Origin of the sequence: Candidatus Methanogranum gryphiswaldense, assembly GCA_019262145.1 — an archaeon.
GTDB classification, from domain to species: domain Archaea; phylum Thermoplasmatota; class Thermoplasmata; order Methanomassiliicoccales; family Methanomethylophilaceae; genus Methanogranum; species Methanogranum gryphiswaldense.
This window is the reverse complement of sequence record CP076745.1, coordinates 576396-592332: the sequence shown is the minus strand read 5'-3', so window position 1 is coordinate 592332 and position 15937 is coordinate 576396. Positions and strand designations below refer to the sequence as shown.

Genomic DNA, 15937 nt, shown 5'->3' with positions numbered 1-15937 from the left:
TCTCAATATAAACCGATAACGAATATTAAAACCAGAGAGAACATATAGGCCGTCGGTACGACATGTCTATCTTCAAAAAGAAAAATCAAGGCCAGATCATTTTAAGCAAGCCGATCGGCATGCATTGGGACGTAGAAGACCCGTTCACTTTTGTTTCGCATCATGAAGATGACTATCCAGAAGGGAATTCTCAACAAGCACCTCCTCTATCAGAAATAGCTGGCAGAGACCTAGGAAGAGATTATGACATGAGATTTGGTTTCAGAATGTACCATGGAAAGGTCGTACCGGGATTTCCTGCACATGCACATTGGGGATATGAAACAATAACGATCCCTGAAAAGGGATATGTCGATCACTTCGATAATCTAGGCAATCAGGGAAGATATGGCTTTGGAGATGTCCAGTGGTTGACAGCTAGCAGCAGATACCAACACTGTGAGATGTATCCTCTTACTTCTTCGGAAAAAAGGAATCCAAATGATATCACACAGATCATGATGAATCTCCCAATGGATAAAAAGAACAAGGATACTACATTGAACAATATCTGGTCAGAAAATGTTCCAGTTATAGAAAATGAAGATTATTCAATAAAGATCATAGCCGGAGAATTCAACGGGAAGAAAGCAATCATACCGAATAAAGATTCATGGGCAGCAGATGAATCCCATCATGTAAGGATCTTGAGGATCTCCATCGATGCAGGAAGAAGCATGACCATTCCGGCAGTTTCTTCAAAAATTAACAGAAATCTTTATGCTGTATCAGGATCCGGCATAAAGATTGAGAAATCCACATTCTCGTCCAATATGAGATTCAAACTACCTGGAGATCAAGATGTCACATTCACCAACGGCGTATCCAATGCTGTTCTTTGGCTACTTGAGGGCGAGCCTATCAATGAAAAACAGACAACCTTCGGCCCTGTGATCCTAAAGAACGACAAAGATGTCAGGGATGCCCTCGATGAGATCAGAAGGAAGCAGTACGAGGATTGGCCTTGGGATGTGATCGACAAAGCTCAACCCAAAGATACTGGTAGATTCATTCGATATGCTGACGGAAGGGAAGAACGCCCATGACCGTCAGAGTATCTTTTTGAAATCCTCATCCTTCTGATCGATCACCCATTTGAATGGCTCGATCGCATTGGAATTGCTACCCAACGACGCGACAGAGAAATATTTTACATTATCGAACGTAGATTTGACGATCTTGACAAAATTCTCCTGACCATACTTCTCCAGGAACGCCTCAGGAGAACCTTCTGCATTCACAGCAGAACTCACACGAGGATTGTCCATCTTCGTCAATACAACAGCCATAGGGACAGCCGACCTAACGGAGGGACCATACCCATTGATCAACGTGTAGATCTGGTAAAAAGATTCCAATGTGCTTGTCACCGTGGTCTTATTGCTTTTGAAAGTCGAGTTCGAATTGTAGAACGCTATGACGGCTAACGGATCGATGGCGAAAATGAAACCATCGCTGTATTTGTAGTACTCCTGGAAAAGAGACCTATCGTCCGTGGGTTCAAACTCCTTACCAGAGATGTCATTGAAAACCAATTCTCTATCATGTATTTCTCTGGACCAGACGAATAAACATTCAGAATCCAATTCGCCCATGATTGTAGGTGCCACCGCATCTTTTGATCCTTGAACTGCAGGAGAGATCCCTTTTGATGTGTCGGCATATAATCCCTTCTTCTTTGCCGCATCGCACACTGTCTCTGCCGCAGATACAATCAAAGTGGTCTTTCCAGAACCCTCAGCACCCACCATTGAGAACACAATAGGTCTAGCTTCATGGGTCTTTATCTCTCCGTTACAGTAAGGACATACCATATTCAATTTGGATCTGGCCCCATTATTGTTGTTGCATGGTACAGCATGTCCTTTGACACAATAATGTTCTTTTATACCATAAACACCTGGAACAGGATATTCAAAGACCAGACCGCATTTACACTTTACATTGGGCTGATAATATTTCCTCTTACATTTGGGACAGACTGCGTACTGAGTGAGCGCATCATATTCTTTCTTATCCTTGTTATACGCTGATTTGGCCATAACGCCGACGACAGCCTTTTCGATAAGGAATATTACAAGTATGATTATCATCGAAAACAAAGCAAACAATATGATGAATGGCAAGAAGAAGATCGGCACTATTACAGGGACGTATTTGTGTGAATACATTGCGGGGAAGATATCCCATGGCATCGCCGCTGCCTTAAGGACCGCATGAGGACGGGTTGTGAACATGAACTCACGGGAATCGTCCTTCTTCTGACAGTTTCTAGCAACCTTTGACAACATGCCTGCAATCACAAGAATGAATCCGATGATGGTGAACGCGACTGCCATATCAGCTCTCTTCACATAATCGCCCATCACTCCGTCAATAAGATCCAGAAGAGCGTTCGGCAATTCTGCAAAGGCATTCCAAACAGCTTCTGGGAATATATCAGAAAGGCTGACATATGCATTTGCTACGCCCAATGTACCTACCTTCATCGGATCGAACAGACAAAAATCAAAGACCGAATTCTCTTGTATTGAAGTGATAGTGCAGACAAGACATAATGTCATGTATACTGCGGTGATCGCAAATGGCACTGCGAAAAGTTTCATGTTGAACTTATTCATGGATCCCCATCCCAGTAGTGTATTGACATCATCAGATATAACAATTTTTCAATCCAACAACATAATATTACCGACTTTGATGTTTATATGACAAAGAACAGCCCTCCGACCCATGAAAACCCTTGACACATACAGGAACCTGATGGCACAACTCCTGTACATAGAACAATAAAACTCTATCAGAAAGCACTGATCTTATACTATCCATAACCTCAGAAACAAATGGTTCCTTTGAAAGTATGGCACTCATACCATCCTTAGAAATAATGCTTATATCCATAGTTCCCTCAACGAAGATTATATTGATACCAGGGTACACATCACACAGAACATCACGTACCAGATCGATCAAATCGCTTTTGGACACCCTTCTCGGACCAGTGATCGATAAGGCATTTGGATTTGTTATGAAACTCCGTATCCTATCTTCTGACATCTCTCCCATTTGCACTCTCCAACAATATACAAGCAAAGTTTGTATGTAAAAATCTACGGTTGAAAATTTTACTCCGTTCAACCTTGCTCAGCATAAACATTTTATGATAATGATGCCGTACGCCTGCTATGGTAAAACAGGTTAATTGCGCACACATACTCGTGGCAACTGAAAAAGAAGCTAAAGACCTAAAAACACAAATTGAAGGCGGTGCCAAATTTGAGGATCTGGCAAAGAGCAAATCAAAATGCCCTTCAGGTAAAAAAGGTGGGGATCTGGGATGGTTCGGCCGCGGACAGATGGTCGCACCTTTTGAGACCGCAGCTTTCAATGCAAAAAAAGGAGATCTCGTTGGACCTGTCAAAACGGACTTCGGATGGCATCTCATTCTTGTAAAAGACCAGAAATAAATGATGACCCTATATTGAGGTTATATCTGCCGTCATCTAAACCACTTACTTATTAACTAAGACAACGATTCTAAACACCAACCTACTTTGAGGACAAAATGAACGATACCAAAGGACCCAAAATATGGCACATAACAAAACGTTCTGATGACGGAATGTGGCAAATAAAGGCGGAAGGCGCTTCAAGGGCAACAAAACTTTTCAAAACAAAAGCTGAAGCCGAGGATCATGTCAAAACCTTGAAGAAAAATAACGAAGGTTCACGCGTGGTCCCGCATAAAAAAGATGGAAAATATCAGAAGAAGTAACTGTCATGACTGATAATTTACATATTCACTCATATGTAACATAAATCATATTTTATGACCACCATCCAACTTTTTGATTAATTAACGACTTATTTGATGAAGTCACATTTATATATGACGTAGCTATCGTAATGAAACGGTTCAACGACACTTGACGTAGATGGGCAACTTCAAAAAGTGAGGAGGACACCTATGGCGGATTATTTACTTACATTGGTCGAGCCGAAAAAAAATATTTTGGGAAGAAAGAAGAATGTAAGGGCATACGGATCAAAGGACCAATTGATGTCTGCTGCCAATGATTACATTAAACAAGGTTACTTCATTTCTGATGTCAAAATGACTGGATGCGATACTTCTCTGACACTCACAAAAAAAGAGAATAACGATAAAGACGATGAAAGAAAAAAGAATGAACTATTTCCTTGACTGGTTCTGAATAATCAATGAATGATATCTTGAACCTGATTGAAATGCATTATTGTTTTAGTGCGAATTCTTTAAAGATGGTTCTTTATTTTATGATGGATCAACTAGCTGAAATAATCATAATAAATGAACCTTTATTAAGATGTGATCGAATTTAACATTAAAACTGATTTTATGACAATAATGACATTAGAAAAGCAATGTATTGCAGGCCCATTGTCAAAAAAACAAAAGATCGGCTCATACAACACACTTGCTTTCGTCGTTGTCCTTAAGGATCAAACTCTTCCAGTTTAAATCTGAATTTAATATCGAAAAGTCAGCTGCAAATCACTGCCACCAAACCGTCAAAAATGAAGTTATCCAGTTGGGAATGGTGGGCCCAATGCACATTGAACAAAACAAAAGCCAGATAGAAAAAAAATAACTCTAATAACTATCTTTTAAAATTAATCCAATAATCAAAAAAAAACTTATTATTAATCAAATTTATACATTATTTAAGTTAAACAATCAAAACAACTTTTTTAAAATATATAATGAAAACAGATAAAATTAAAATTATTTTTTTATACCAAATTGATCTAGCATCATCTTTTTGAGTAATTCTTTCTTTTCAGTTGACAAATCCGCAAATAAATTACTTTGAATGGTACCAGTAAAATAAATTTCACAAAATGAATCTATTGTTTTTGAATCTTTAGATAAAAGTCCATATTCCTTTTCTAATTCTTTTACATCATATATTTGAAATATTTTTAGTCTAGGCTGTTCGACCGAAATAAGTCCTTTACCAAATGGAATGCGCATCGAATCAATACATGAAAAATAAACTTTAGAAGGCGAATTTTCACCAGCTAATGTTGTTCTTACAAGCACGTACGATGATTTAAAAAGCGTAATTCTAAACTCGTCTTGAGTTGTTTCAGGGTACAAAACCATATTACCCGTACATAATTGCATATATGGTGGATTTCTATCAGCTCTCAACCCAAATTCATTATTAAACTTAGTCAACGAATTAGTATGTATTAAAGTACCAAAAAATTCAACTTTTGCAAATGGCCATTTACAAATGGCTTTTCCTTCATTTGAAATTTTAAATGTTACTTCCATATCACCATTATCTTTTTTATTAACAGAAAAACAAGGTATTAATACTGGTTTTTGTACCATATTAAAACAATTTGAAACATGATAGTGTTCCATTGGTACTGATCTTGCTTCAATTCTATGGTAATACCTATTATTTGTCATGTGTGGTATATTTTCACTTTTTGGTACACATATCAAAAAAAACCATTTTTCTTTACTAACGTCAAATATCTGTAAAACTCTGATGCCTCTAACAATTGGCTGTACCTTGTCAACAATACTTTGAGAAAGCCAATCTTTACTATGCGTCTTGTTACTAGTATATTCGATTTTTCTTTCTTTTTTATCATTACCTTCACCAGGCTCTGAAACACCAATAAATAACATCCCTCCAGAAGAATTTGCGAATGCAGAAATTGTATTGGACAATTCTGAGGGCTTTTTTAATATTTCAATAGATTTGTATTCGATATTAAGACCTTCCGAAAAATTATTTACAAATTCAGAGACATCTGAATCAGTAATTGACTCTAAAGGCCTTTTAAAATAACTGGTAAAATCGATATCATCTGTCATATTGAAATCTCATTCCAATCGTCATTTCAATTATTTAATATAGCCCAAACAGTAACATAAATAACCTAATTTGATGGGTTACAATTATTCTATTTTAGATTTTTTCCATTCATCCGATAATTCTTTTGATGCTTGCTTCCTCTCGTAGGCTATGTAATATTTATCGGTTGTACTTGGCTGAAGATGTCTAAGCTGCTTACTGATCGCATCCTTCATTCCCTTGTTATGCTTGTACGTAATAGTAGCATATGAGGATCTGAATTCCTTGAGTTTAAAATCTATATCCAGTTCATTCTCAATATTCTCTTTTATCACTCTTATGGTCTTAAGTGAAAATGGCTGACCTGTCCTTGGATTAACAAACAAGAAATCAGATTGACATCCTATACTCTCAAGATGGGCCTTCCTTTCTTCCAAAAACCTTTCCAATTTTGGTATCATGTCCTTCCTTGTAATGGAGATCCATTCACGCATTCCCCATGAATCTTCTCCCTTAGGATGCCTAATATAAAACTGCTCATTCTCTATCTCCATATCCGATGTCAACGCCCCTATAATCTCCTTAGGCCTTCCGGCGATACCGAAGATCAATGAAAAAAATCCACGAATTATAATTCCGTTATATCCTGGATAATTCTCAATATGCCCGAAAATCGTACGAAGATCGTCCTCATCGATGTATGTTGGTATGTGAGATCCCCCTTTAGACATTGAAACGAACTTGTTCTGTTTCTTCATGTTCAGGATTATATGATTCTCCCAGAATCCCAAATAACTATCCAACATGCTCATGTATTTTTTCTTGGTCGAGTTCTGTAATTTTCTCTTCTTCATGAAAATCATGAACGCCTCGATCTCTGATTCCCCTATGTGTCTGGGATCAGTGGTCTTGGCCAATCCCTGAGCTTTGAGGTCCTTGAATACATCGGCAAAATAGTAAAGCTTCCTGACATTCTCTTCGATCGTAGTGTCTGTAAGATATGCCTGTTTCTTTACTTCATAATAGCGTATCCCTGCTTTGAATGGCCTAGCACCTAATCTTACCCTGCGAAGATCGACATTGTAATCCTTGATCTCTGCCGTGTCCGAAGGCTTTCTACTGGTCATTCTTTCTCTCCCCTCTGTAAAAGTTAACAAGTTACCATTTTATCGTATTTTTAACACATCTGGATTGTATTTTGTTCAATATGTTAACTTTCGGCTAACTTCTCATTATCTGTTAACTTTGAAGTTAACTTTTTCAATGATCTTCTACTGTGGAGATCCCTTAAAATTTCAGATTCTATCTCGGTGGCGTAACGGTCCTCGTTCATGTAGATGTATTCGTCAAGATTTTTGACGATCTTGACACCGTTCCTGTGGCCACCTCTTCCCTTTCCAGCATCATAGGACATCTCAAGGCTTATGTCCTTCATTGTCCTGGACACGCTATTGGCGGTTATCTGGTCCAAAGTGGTCTTTTGATTTCCGGATTCCAAGAGATTCAAATTGTATTTTTCTTGGATCTCTTTGGAGCTGACGGACGTCATGATATCAAGATATCCGTAAAGGGGATAATCTTCTGATTTGTCCTTACAGCATTGGATGTACGCACGGAATACCGCACCTTCTTTGGTATCCTTGTTCCTTTCCATGTTGTTCCTGTCTTCCTCTGTCAGCAATGAAAGTATATCGGATTCCGTGCCTGTTAATTTTGAAAGGGTGTAATATGTTATGGCTATCTGCAACGATCTGTTTTTTAGACGGCCTCTTTCCCCATCGGTCCTTATGAAATCTGTGATCATGTTCCCCTGATCATCGGTCTCTGTAAGTTCGTGTATCGCCTCTTTTATAAGATCCTTCAATCCGAAACATTCCGGATGCATCTTGTAGAGTGCACGCAATGAGTACAGTTCAGTACGGATCTCCAAGAATCCGTCCTTATCCAGAAGGGGATCTATTTTTTTGATCCTATTTGGTATCAGATTGATCCTGAATCCCCTATTTTCGATATCCTCAGCTGTAAATGTTCCTGCTTTATTGCTCATTACTAGCGGAGAATATACCTTGAAAGTCTCAGGTTTCAATGAATTGTTATTGCATCTAGGTATCATTGCATCCTTTTGCGTTCCGCTTAGAAATATGTCCTCAAGATCCCTGCGTGCATCTTCCCTCAATCTCTGGGCCTCGTCGATTATTGGGGTCGTATTATAGGCATCAATCATTCTGAACATTATGGCGAATGTCGGCCTGACAATGAGGAATCCGTGATAACTCAATTCCCCTAATATCTCTAGCAATCTGGATTTTCCCGAATCCGTTCCGCCGGTGAGGATTATGCGAGGCGCATAATCGAAAGCATCCTTGAGATAAGTATTGAAAATGAAATTGACGATAAGGGCAGGGTGCCTTTCGTCCTTGAAATACATGCTTCTATCCAATAACCTTAGGATCTTTCCTGTTATTTCGGAGATCCACCCAAGTATCATTTCTGGATTCTCATGGTTGATGTAAATGCCACTCCAATCTTGATGCGGATTGATCTTTGCCGGCAATTTCCAACAGTGTGCAGAATAATAATCCCATACGTCCGTTCTATCTTTCGGTATTCTACTTATCGGCGTATGTTCGCACGATATCGTTTGCGATTCTACAAAATTAACGATGCCGTCCACTTCTTCGAACTCGTAGACCGCCCTCCCATCGGACGGATGGATCATTGATTCCCTCTCCCCTTGATCCTGCACTCGGAACAAAGATATTGGATCCTTGAACCGTTCGCTTTGACGATCCTCTTTAGGTCTCTTCCTTCCTTTCCGCACCCTTCACACGGTGCCCAAAAATAAGAATCGTCCGATCTAACATGAACTAGCATTGGCCTAAGTCTTATTATCTTGCCATCGGGAGTAAACGAACCGTTGTATGACTGGGTGTATCTTAACGGGTTTACTTTCTCGAAAAAGAATTTATCCTTAGGGTTCGTAAAGTATTCTGTCATAACTTCCTCGTGTTAATTGGTTTGACCGCCTCGATCGCTTGTGAGCATGACATCAAGTAGAGCCTGACAGCCCTGTTGATCAATTCGTTCTTGTTGATCTCCAGGGCTGCGGCCGTTTTTTCCAACTCATCGTATGTTCTTACCGGGACCTTTGCCGATATTACCTTCAGACCTCCATTCTTCTTGCCTTCCATCTATCGACACCCCTTTCCCTTATCCTTAGAACATCCTGCGGCACTGTTCGACGTTCGGAACGCGTATCATTATGGCCATATCGTGGAACGGTTCATTATCCTCGCGTCCATCATCGTATTCGGCGACCAAATGCCAACATAATGATTCGTACAAACTGCCAAGAACGTGATAGGCCATATTACCGACCTCTTCCTCCATGAACTGATAGAATTGATCGGCCCCCCATGTTCCCGGGGCTGCATCTGGCTGACATTTTGTTAAAAGTTTATTGGCCAATCTTTTCACTATCTCTGTCCTCTCGTCCGAATCTTCCATATCGAGATCCGTCTCGTCCATGATCCTGTTGATCCTCTCTTCAAAAAGAGTATCTAAGGCCTGATCTCCAGCGATCATATTCCCACCATTCCTCTAACGTAGAAACAGTTCTTGAACGGTTTTTTGACCGCTATCGTCTCGTCGTTGCACATGTCCAAATTGCTCTCTATGGCCGTCATGAAGAAATCGTTCAAATCATCGTAATAATCGTCCATGTTCTCCACATACCATTTAGCCTGTGCCAGCATATCGTCGGGTATCTCTATCTCTATCTTTGCCATAATATCACCAACCTGTTCCAACAGATTCTTCTTTAACAGATATCGATATGATCTTCTCTTTGAGATCCGGATAGATCTGTTCAATGAATTGCGGTATAATCTTGGGATCCATCTTCCTAACAACTGAATATTTGGAGACGAGGACCTCTATCTCTTTCTCAATCTCGTTTGCTACTTTCTCATTCCGAATAGTATCGTCAAAACTCACATTGTGACACTTGCTGAATCCATCCATTATCGCTATGAACATCTTTACTTTGGATTGGTCTATCTTTAGATTAACGATTTTTGTCCTCTCTTTTTCATTACAGATTTTTTCAGATTCTGAACTTACTATGTTTTCAACTATCATTTTTTTCACTTCCTTCTAAATAATGGTTTATTTGTGCATCAGTACCGAACATCCTGATAGTCTTGATCAGACGTTCCTCGAAATCCGAGTCATTCCCGAAAATCCTATCATTAAGGACATCGAATCCCAACTCCCTTAGGATCTTCATGGCCTTGTTCGGTTTCATTGGGTGGTTATTCTTAGTGCAATATACTGCAATATCCACTGGAGTTACTCTACTAAGTGTGGATATAGAACAATTATTGGCTACACCCAGATTTAACCAGGTACTAATGACTGTATCAACTTGTGATGGTTTCATTTATTTATCTCCTACTAATTTCAATCTAGTTTTTGTTGTATTTTTTATTTATATCTGGCTATCTCATTTAACAGACTTTTTTGGTCTAAATGTTATATGAATTTAGGCTCCCTTCTCCTTTTTTAAAGAAACTGTATTTTCAGTCGTTTTTTCAATAAAAATAATAGTTGCTTTACGAACAAAATCTGTACGACACCGACCATATCCTGATTTAACCATAGTGTCGATTTGCAACATCTCTTTTTCAGTAAATTTCGGACAAATCCGTTTATCTTCCATAATTGTCTAAAGCGACAATATTGTATAAAATAATTTCGTCTAAATAGACAATTTATAAACATTTTTTTAGATGGTATAATATCTGAAAAAGAGATTTCAGATTATGCGTAATTCCACAAAAACCGTTAAACGGGCATTTACGGTTCCCGCTTCATATGTTGCGTGGATTGAGCGGTACATCGAAGATAGGGGTATGTTCTCAAATGTTCCTGACTTTTTCTTATGTGCTTTAAGATTTTTAAATGATAAGTTTAATATAGAGTATTGCGGAGGACCAGGCCACGACTTAAGATTATACATCGAGAAAATGTGTGAACGGGCTAAATTAGATGTTTGTTCAGGATGTAGTATTCAGATTAGAATTCCAGACGGATTTTTAACAGAGATTTTTGTAATGTGTGAATATGCTTATGATGGATCGTTCGACCTGCCTTTATTTGGAAATACTGACAACACAACTGTAAGAAATTTTGCAATTTATGCATTAAGTGAATACATAATATTTAGAACAGAAATAGATGATTTAGAGTATCCCTATCCTACGCCTTGTATTTATGATGGAGAAATCCCTCATGTTAAAGACATTAAATGTGACTAATTCTGATTACCATACTGAAAAAATATAGCAAGAATTTTTAGGGAATTATTAATGTAATGAAACTTAATCCAATATTTTTATTCGAATCCAATCCTGTCATTGATAATTTTAAAAATATGAATATGATTAAAATCATAAATACCCAGAAGCAATTTAATTAATTTATGTACGATAGCGAATTTATCTCGGTTCAAACAATGAAATTAATAAAGAATAAAGATTATTAACATCATACCCAGCATAGTATTTTTACTAAACCACGTGTTTAAATCAATCAACATAAAAATGTCGATAAAATGTCGGAAAATGTCGATTTTTCGACACTTCCTATATTACACGTATATGCGCCCATACGTGATATAATCGCCGACCGACATTTCGAATCATATTCTAAATGTATGTCGCTAACAGAATCAGAGATCTGTTATCATAAATGGATGTCAATATATCCTAATTTTCATGTTCAATTAAGTTTCGTTGATAGTTATTCTTTTAATTTGAGATGGGAAAAACAAAAAGATACCCAGCATATCAAAATATCTGATGCTTAAATGATATTGGGACTCTTAAAAAAGTTTCATAAAAGTTGCGTATATGTTTCGAAAAACGAAACTTTCCTACATTACGCGTACATGCACCTATACACGGTATATCCGCCGACAACCAAATTTTAAAAGAAAATCTAAGATTTCATATAGATTATAAATCAAAAATCAATCACGATATTGTATAGGTATATTATGATCAAAACGACCACAATTACCGTTATGTCGATCATCGATACAACTAAACCGCATGGCGGTAACGATCTAAACCAATTATGAGGACATTGATATGGCCACAAGATCAGAGGATCCCAAGAACAATGCACACGACAAAGAGACAGAGCACTCTCAAGATATCGAACATAAAGAACCGGCCAAGACGAGGGCTTATCTTCTGCCGTCGGAGACGATCGTTATAATCGACTTCATCCACATTGTGGACGGACGTTCCAAACCGGATATAGTGGCCGATTCGATAAAGATCGCTGCTGTCCTTTGGAAATACCTACCGCCGGAGAAATTGGATCTAATCAGAGATCAAGACCTAGAATCATTGTTCAAAGGGATATCCTTCAGATACCAGCTGCCTAAGAAGGCCGAGATAGAGGAAAGCAGTTCTGAAGATATAGAGAACGCCGTGAACGATGCCATCAACCTGTCGAAACAGGATCAAAAGATACAAGAAACCACCTGAATTAAGACCCATTTTAAGGTCGATAAACCCCCGATATCACACCGATAAAACAGCGATAATGCCCAGATATTATCGGCATATATGCAGAGAAGCCACTGCGCGCATGCGCATCATGTGTGCGTCGTATATTCCGGCCGGGCCGATAATATCGCATGACCTAAGAAATAGGACATAGTTTAAATGAGAACCGAAATAATACGATGAGGAAACGATAACATTATATCCGGAGAAAAGAGACTGCCTACGAAAAGAAGAATCCTCCCAAAAATATCAATGTATATCTATCTCCAGAGATGGGCATAATATTGGATTAAATCCATATAGCGGACGACCGCACAAAGGAAGAATGTCCGATTGCATTAGGATTGTTACGATTCTTTAGAAATTTTGCTATTTTACAAACTAGATCTAGAATCCCTTTCGACGACATCCATTTTAAATATTAGCTATCTAAAGCTATCAAAGAAAAGTGACAGAATTTCGAACTCCTGATGACTAACGTCGAAAACATCCTGATTCGTCTGGAGATCAGCCATACAATCCTAAATAAAAATTATTATGACCAATAGAATTGATGAGCAGAGAAATCTTATACTCTGTTCTTCTCTCAGACCTTTAACAGAATCAACAAGAAGAAATAAAATAATTACGAATTTTAAAGGGTTTAAGATATAGTTCAGAAATCTTTCAATAAATTCTCTAATGTTGCTCTTCTAACTTCTGAAATTTCCACTTTCTTATCTGTTTCATTCCATTTTTCTACTATCTTTTTCAATTGTTCGTAAAGGAGAATTGTCGCAGAGAATGTTAATATCAATTCTCCATCGCTTATCGCTACTTTTTCTGTATCGTCTATATTTAGAATTTCATTAAATCCATACAATCTGACATCTGAGTCAGTTTCCGAGACTAATACATTGGTTGCATATACCTTAGAGAACGACTGAGATCTTCCCTTCTTTATTTGTTGTTTTTTTTCTTCTATATTTTCCATCCTAATCCCCCACTATTAAGCTGCAAGAGAAGATGGAAGACAGCGTATTGTATCTGTAATTCCTGTTTGTTTGTAGCCATTTTCTAAACAGTCATTGCACTTATGCCACACTTCTTCTTTATCTTCTAATTCATAATTTAGGCATTCTTTTTTAGATTTTACACTCAAATCCATCATTTTTTCTGCTCTCTTTTCCGCAAATTTCGCAGCTTCCATTATGCCGTTAGTTGTAAGGTAATATCTTCCCTTTATGGACTCAAGTACTAATTTTTCAGATATGGCGGCATCTATGCAGTCTTCTGCATTTTTTATAACAAGTGCCGAATCTTTACTGAATGCCGCCTTATCAAACATAGTTAGCATTATTTTCTCCTTTTGAGAATAGTCTGATTCCATTTCATTTATTATGACGATTCTAGCTTTGCCCCTTGAATCAATTTTATTTATTTTTGGTATATTCTCTTGGATATACTCTATAAGACTCAAGTAATCGCTTGTCGTCATGTAGTGAAGTTGTGTACTTTTCGATATGTCTGCTACCGAATATTCATCTCCCTTCTTCCCATCTTTCAATGAATATGCGATAGTCATTACTATCTCTTGAGGGGTCCTCATTTCTGTTGCCTCTGCACCGCTAATATCACATATACTATATTTAGTCATTGTGATTAGACAACTCATTGTAATGAGATATCTATATATAAGTAAAATATATAATGTTATTGAATGCTCGAGATAAGAAAATGGTGGCCAGACATCACGAATGGGGAAATAGATTGCCTCACCAAATATAGTAACTATGAGTGGCTAGTCTTCCGCAGATTGGTCTCTGCAGGAATTGGAGGTGGAAAAGAAATTTCAGAAAATGATCTCCTTCAATCAATACCAACACATAAATATAAGAAAATGAAAGAAGCTTTTAAATCATTAGAACAAAAAGGCATTCTTGTAAAAAAACCAAAACCTACTGTAATAATTTATCAAGTACCCACACTAGTCTACACAGACACAATAAAAAAATTTTCATTACTGATTAGAGACCACAACGATTTACATAATGCACTTGTAAAAGAAGATATAAAATTTCTTAAAATATCGGAAACCATTTCTTTGATTGTCGCTAATCATTGTAAATTACCTTATGATCTAAAACCATCATTAAAATCTACAAACAATAACGAATCGCAAACTGAAGAACTGGGAGTAATTCTGAACGTAGAATTCAGTTGTCCATATTCACATCGTAAAAATAAAATAGAATTTGAAATAACATCTCCCGAAAAAATATTTTCAGAAATACATATTTGGAAATGTGATTGTAAAAAAGAACATATTTGCACCGCATATGGAAGAATATTAACCCCTTCGTAAAAATAAGCTAATACAAAAATAAAATGATGCTATTTTGATTGCTTTCAAAATCTCTATCTCAAAAAAAAATTACTTTTTTAATTGGATTTACCTATCAACTAAATCTAAAAAATCACAGCACAGTGTAAATTATTTTTGATCTCGAGTTTAATAAATAATTAGGGTATTCTATTTCATATCTATTAGATACGATACTAAATTAAAAGAAAATTAACAAAAAGAAGATGTAAGTTAACAAAAATGTTTCAAAAGTTAACTCAAAGTTAACAAATTAATTCTAATAAAAATCATACATCCAGATATATTAAAAATATAGTAATATTGTTAACATGTTAACTTTAAAAGAGAAATAAAGATTGCATAATAAAAACCAAATATAACAAAAACAATGAAGAAATCTATTCAGTTAAAAAAACGAACATCTGGGTAACAAAATGAGTGGGCCCAATGCGATTTGAACGCACGACCTCCCGGTTATCAGCCGGGCGCTCCAGCCGGTCTAAGCTATGGGCCCTCAGTTATCCCTCGAATAAGGATGTACAATATAAACCTTACCTTTAATGTGTCTTCGAACACTAGCCATAAAGCATCTATTAACGAAACACAGATAACCACCTACATCATCCAGGATTGCATGGCAGCATATGAGGAAACCGAATTCCTGATATCGAAGATAGCATTCCAAATGCTTCTACTAATACTGATCGCATCCGACATATTCATCCTCATTTGCACTCAAATGAACATCGGAACGGAAATGTGGATGTTCTACATTGCAACCATCGTATTCGCCGCTGTTATTTTGTTATTCTACCTTCTGAGACTTCATATCATCATTGATGACAGTACGATAACAATAAAATATGTCAAAAAAAGGGTAGTGAAATTTACCGAAGTCATAGACCACAAAACCGGCGATATTGACGTCATAAGAAACTACAGTGGATGGGGATCGAAGAATGTTAAGTACAAGAACTATATCTGCCACGGATACGAACGCGGGATATCGTTCAAACTGATGGGAAGAAACGTTATAACGCTTTCCTCCGCAGATCCAGAAACAATAGCAGCTCTAGTACCCAGAAACATCGTTTTAAAAGAGAAACAGGATACATGATATC

General features: G+C 37.3%; 22 protein-coding genes and 1 tRNA gene. 8 read left to right on the top strand and 15 right to left on the bottom strand.

What is annotated here, in order from left to right:
* The first annotated feature begins 119 nt into the window (after positions 1-119).
* Positions 120-1085: a pirin family protein gene (locus KRP56_03095; protein ID UAL08248.1), complete on the top strand. Its 966-nt coding sequence runs from the start codon at positions 120-122 to the stop codon at positions 1083-1085.
* Between the two features lie 3 nt (positions 1086-1088).
* Here KRP56_03095 and KRP56_03090 read toward each other — a convergent pair whose 3' ends face one another.
* The gene (locus tag KRP56_03090; GenBank protein ID UAL08247.1) at positions 1089-2660 is read right to left on the bottom strand and encodes a GTPase domain-containing protein; all 1572 of its coding nucleotides are present in this window, start codon (positions 2658-2660) and stop codon (positions 1089-1091) included.
* A 67-nt stretch (positions 2661-2727) separates the two neighbouring features.
* Positions 2728-3105, bottom strand: a complete 378-nt coding sequence (locus KRP56_03085; GenBank protein ID UAL08246.1) for a hypothetical protein — start codon at positions 3103-3105, stop codon at positions 2728-2730.
* 119 nt (positions 3106-3224) lie between these two features.
* Between KRP56_03085 and KRP56_03080 the strand changes: the two genes are divergently transcribed.
* The 3 genes from KRP56_03080 to KRP56_03070 all read left to right on the top strand — a co-directional run bounded on the left by KRP56_03080 (position 3225) and on the right by KRP56_03070 (position 4243).
* The gene (locus KRP56_03080; protein ID UAL08245.1) at positions 3225-3506 is read left to right on the top strand and encodes a peptidyl-prolyl cis-trans isomerase; all 282 of its coding nucleotides are present in this window, start codon (positions 3225-3227) and stop codon (positions 3504-3506) included.
* A 98-nt stretch (positions 3507-3604) separates the two neighbouring features.
* On the top strand, positions 3605-3814 hold the full coding sequence (locus KRP56_03075) for a DUF2188 domain-containing protein (protein ID UAL08244.1): 210 nt from the start codon (positions 3605-3607) through the stop codon (positions 3812-3814).
* Between the two features lie 192 nt (positions 3815-4006).
* Entirely contained in the window at positions 4007-4243 is a 237-nt protein-coding gene (locus KRP56_03070) for a hypothetical protein (protein ID UAL08243.1), read from the top strand.
* Between the two features lie 561 nt (positions 4244-4804).
* Here the strand turns inward: KRP56_03070 and KRP56_03065 are convergent.
* From KRP56_03065 to KRP56_03020, 10 genes are all read right to left on the bottom strand, one after another.
* A complete protein-coding gene (locus KRP56_03065; GenBank protein ID UAL08242.1) occupies positions 4805-5914 on the bottom strand; it encodes an ATP-binding protein in 1110 nt (369 codons plus the stop codon).
* 84 nt (positions 5915-5998) lie between these two features.
* A complete protein-coding gene (locus KRP56_03060; protein UAL08241.1) occupies positions 5999-7021 on the bottom strand; it encodes a site-specific integrase in 1023 nt (340 codons plus the stop codon).
* An 83-nt stretch (positions 7022-7104) separates the two neighbouring features.
* Entirely contained in the window at positions 7105-8613 is a 1509-nt protein-coding gene (locus tag KRP56_03055) for a hypothetical protein (protein UAL08240.1), read from the bottom strand.
* The gene (locus tag KRP56_03050) at positions 8610-8891 is read right to left on the bottom strand and encodes a hypothetical protein (GenBank protein ID UAL08239.1); all 282 of its coding nucleotides are present in this window, start codon (positions 8889-8891) and stop codon (positions 8610-8612) included. The genes KRP56_03055 and KRP56_03050 overlap by 4 nt, the downstream gene beginning before the upstream one ends.
* Positions 8888-9085 carry a ribbon-helix-helix domain-containing protein gene (locus tag KRP56_03045; GenBank protein ID UAL08238.1) on the bottom strand — a complete coding sequence of 66 codons (198 nt, stop codon included), beginning with the start codon at positions 9083-9085 and terminating at the stop codon, positions 8888-8890. The genes KRP56_03050 and KRP56_03045 overlap by 4 nt, the downstream gene beginning before the upstream one ends.
* 25 nt (positions 9086-9110) lie before the next feature.
* A complete protein-coding gene (locus tag KRP56_03040; protein ID UAL08237.1) occupies positions 9111-9479 on the bottom strand; it encodes a hypothetical protein in 369 nt (122 codons plus the stop codon).
* The gene (locus tag KRP56_03035; protein UAL08236.1) at positions 9476-9682 is read right to left on the bottom strand and encodes a hypothetical protein; all 207 of its coding nucleotides are present in this window, start codon (positions 9680-9682) and stop codon (positions 9476-9478) included. The genes KRP56_03040 and KRP56_03035 overlap by 4 nt, the downstream gene beginning before the upstream one ends.
* A gap of 4 nt (positions 9683-9686) precedes the next feature.
* A complete protein-coding gene (locus tag KRP56_03030; GenBank protein ID UAL08235.1) occupies positions 9687-10034 on the bottom strand; it encodes a hypothetical protein in 348 nt (115 codons plus the stop codon).
* Positions 10024-10335 carry a hypothetical protein gene (locus KRP56_03025; protein UAL08234.1) on the bottom strand — a complete coding sequence of 104 codons (312 nt, stop codon included), beginning with the start codon at positions 10333-10335 and terminating at the stop codon, positions 10024-10026. The genes KRP56_03030 and KRP56_03025 overlap by 11 nt, the downstream gene beginning before the upstream one ends.
* Before the next feature lie 102 nt (positions 10336-10437).
* On the bottom strand, positions 10438-10614 hold the full coding sequence (locus KRP56_03020; protein UAL08233.1) for a hypothetical protein: 177 nt from the start codon (positions 10612-10614) through the stop codon (positions 10438-10440).
* A 103-nt stretch (positions 10615-10717) separates the two neighbouring features.
* Here KRP56_03020 and KRP56_03015 point away from each other — a divergent pair, with 103 nt between their 5' ends.
* Both KRP56_03015 and KRP56_03010 read left to right on the top strand, forming a co-directional pair.
* Positions 10718-11212, top strand: a complete 495-nt coding sequence (locus KRP56_03015; GenBank protein UAL08232.1) for a hypothetical protein — start codon at positions 10718-10720, stop codon at positions 11210-11212.
* Positions 11213-12046: 834 nt separating this feature from the next.
* Positions 12047-12451, top strand: coding sequence for a hypothetical protein (locus tag KRP56_03010; protein ID UAL08231.1), 405 nt, complete (start codon positions 12047-12049; stop codon positions 12449-12451).
* 676 nt (positions 12452-13127) lie between these two features.
* Here the strand turns inward: KRP56_03010 and KRP56_03005 are convergent.
* Positions 13128-13445: a hypothetical protein gene (locus tag KRP56_03005; GenBank protein ID UAL08230.1), complete on the bottom strand. Its 318-nt coding sequence runs from the start codon at positions 13443-13445 to the stop codon at positions 13128-13130.
* Between the two features lie 15 nt (positions 13446-13460).
* Complete coding sequence (locus KRP56_03000; protein UAL08229.1) at positions 13461-14108, bottom strand: hypothetical protein; 648 nt, start codon at positions 14106-14108, stop codon at positions 13461-13463.
* 63 nt (positions 14109-14171) lie between these two features.
* On the opposite strand from KRP56_03000, the gene KRP56_02995 reads away from it, so the two are divergent.
* Positions 14172-14816 carry a hypothetical protein gene (locus tag KRP56_02995; protein UAL08228.1) on the top strand — a complete coding sequence of 215 codons (645 nt, stop codon included), beginning with the start codon at positions 14172-14174 and terminating at the stop codon, positions 14814-14816.
* Between the two features lie 439 nt (positions 14817-15255).
* Here the strand turns inward: KRP56_02995 and KRP56_02990 are convergent.
* Positions 15256-15330: transfer RNA gene (locus KRP56_02990), tRNA-Ile, on the bottom strand.
* 120 nt (positions 15331-15450) lie between these two features.
* Here KRP56_02990 and KRP56_02985 point away from each other — a divergent pair.
* A complete protein-coding gene (locus KRP56_02985; protein ID UAL08227.1) occupies positions 15451-15933 on the top strand; it encodes a hypothetical protein in 483 nt (160 codons plus the stop codon).
* Positions 15934-15937 lie beyond the last annotated feature (4 nt).

Coding starts and splice junctions, on each gene's coding strand:
- KRP56_03060 (UAL08241.1), bottom strand. CDS start 7,021: ATGACCAGTAGAAAGCCTTCGGACACGGCAGAGATCAAGGATTACAAT.
- KRP56_03095 (UAL08248.1), top strand. CDS start 120: ATGCATTGGGACGTAGAAGACCCGTTCACTTTTGTTTCGCATCATGAA.
- KRP56_03020 (UAL08233.1), bottom strand. CDS start 10,614: ATGGAAGATAAACGGATTTGTCCGAAATTTACTGAAAAAGAGATGTTG.
- KRP56_03015 (UAL08232.1), top strand. CDS start 10,718: ATGCGTAATTCCACAAAAACCGTTAAACGGGCATTTACGGTTCCCGCT.
- KRP56_03045 (UAL08238.1), bottom strand. CDS start 9,085: ATGGAAGGCAAGAAGAATGGAGGTCTGAAGGTAATATCGGCAAAGGTC.
- KRP56_03050 (UAL08239.1), bottom strand. CDS start 8,891: ATGACAGAATACTTTACGAACCCTAAGGATAAATTCTTTTTCGAGAAA.
- KRP56_03090 (UAL08247.1), bottom strand. CDS start 2,660: ATGAATAAGTTCAACATGAAACTTTTCGCAGTGCCATTTGCGATCACC.
- KRP56_02985 (UAL08227.1), top strand. CDS start 15,451: ATGGCAGCATATGAGGAAACCGAATTCCTGATATCGAAGATAGCATTC.
- KRP56_03040 (UAL08237.1), bottom strand. CDS start 9,479: ATGATCGCTGGAGATCAGGCCTTAGATACTCTTTTTGAAGAGAGGATC.
- KRP56_03055 (UAL08240.1), bottom strand. CDS start 8,613: ATGATCCATCCGTCCGATGGGAGGGCGGTCTACGAGTTCGAAGAAGTG.
- KRP56_03025 (UAL08234.1), bottom strand. CDS start 10,335: ATGAAACCATCACAAGTTGATACAGTCATTAGTACCTGGTTAAATCTG.
- KRP56_03070 (UAL08243.1), top strand. CDS start 4,007: ATGGCGGATTATTTACTTACATTGGTCGAGCCGAAAAAAAATATTTTG.
- KRP56_03035 (UAL08236.1), bottom strand. CDS start 9,682: ATGGCAAAGATAGAGATAGAGATACCCGACGATATGCTGGCACAGGCT.
- KRP56_03080 (UAL08245.1), top strand. CDS start 3,225: ATGGTAAAACAGGTTAATTGCGCACACATACTCGTGGCAACTGAAAAA.
- KRP56_03075 (UAL08244.1), top strand. CDS start 3,605: ATGAACGATACCAAAGGACCCAAAATATGGCACATAACAAAACGTTCT.
- KRP56_03010 (UAL08231.1), top strand. CDS start 12,047: ATGGCCACAAGATCAGAGGATCCCAAGAACAATGCACACGACAAAGAG.
- KRP56_03030 (UAL08235.1), bottom strand. CDS start 10,034: ATGATAGTTGAAAACATAGTAAGTTCAGAATCTGAAAAAATCTGTAAT.
- KRP56_03085 (UAL08246.1), bottom strand. CDS start 3,105: ATGGGAGAGATGTCAGAAGATAGGATACGGAGTTTCATAACAAATCCA.
- KRP56_03065 (UAL08242.1), bottom strand. CDS start 5,914: ATGACAGATGATATCGATTTTACCAGTTATTTTAAAAGGCCTTTAGAG.
- KRP56_03000 (UAL08229.1), bottom strand. CDS start 14,108: ATGACTAAATATAGTATATGTGATATTAGCGGTGCAGAGGCAACAGAA.
- KRP56_03005 (UAL08230.1), bottom strand. CDS start 13,445: ATGGAAAATATAGAAGAAAAAAAACAACAAATAAAGAAGGGAAGATCT.
- KRP56_02995 (UAL08228.1), top strand. CDS start 14,172: ATGCTCGAGATAAGAAAATGGTGGCCAGACATCACGAATGGGGAAATA.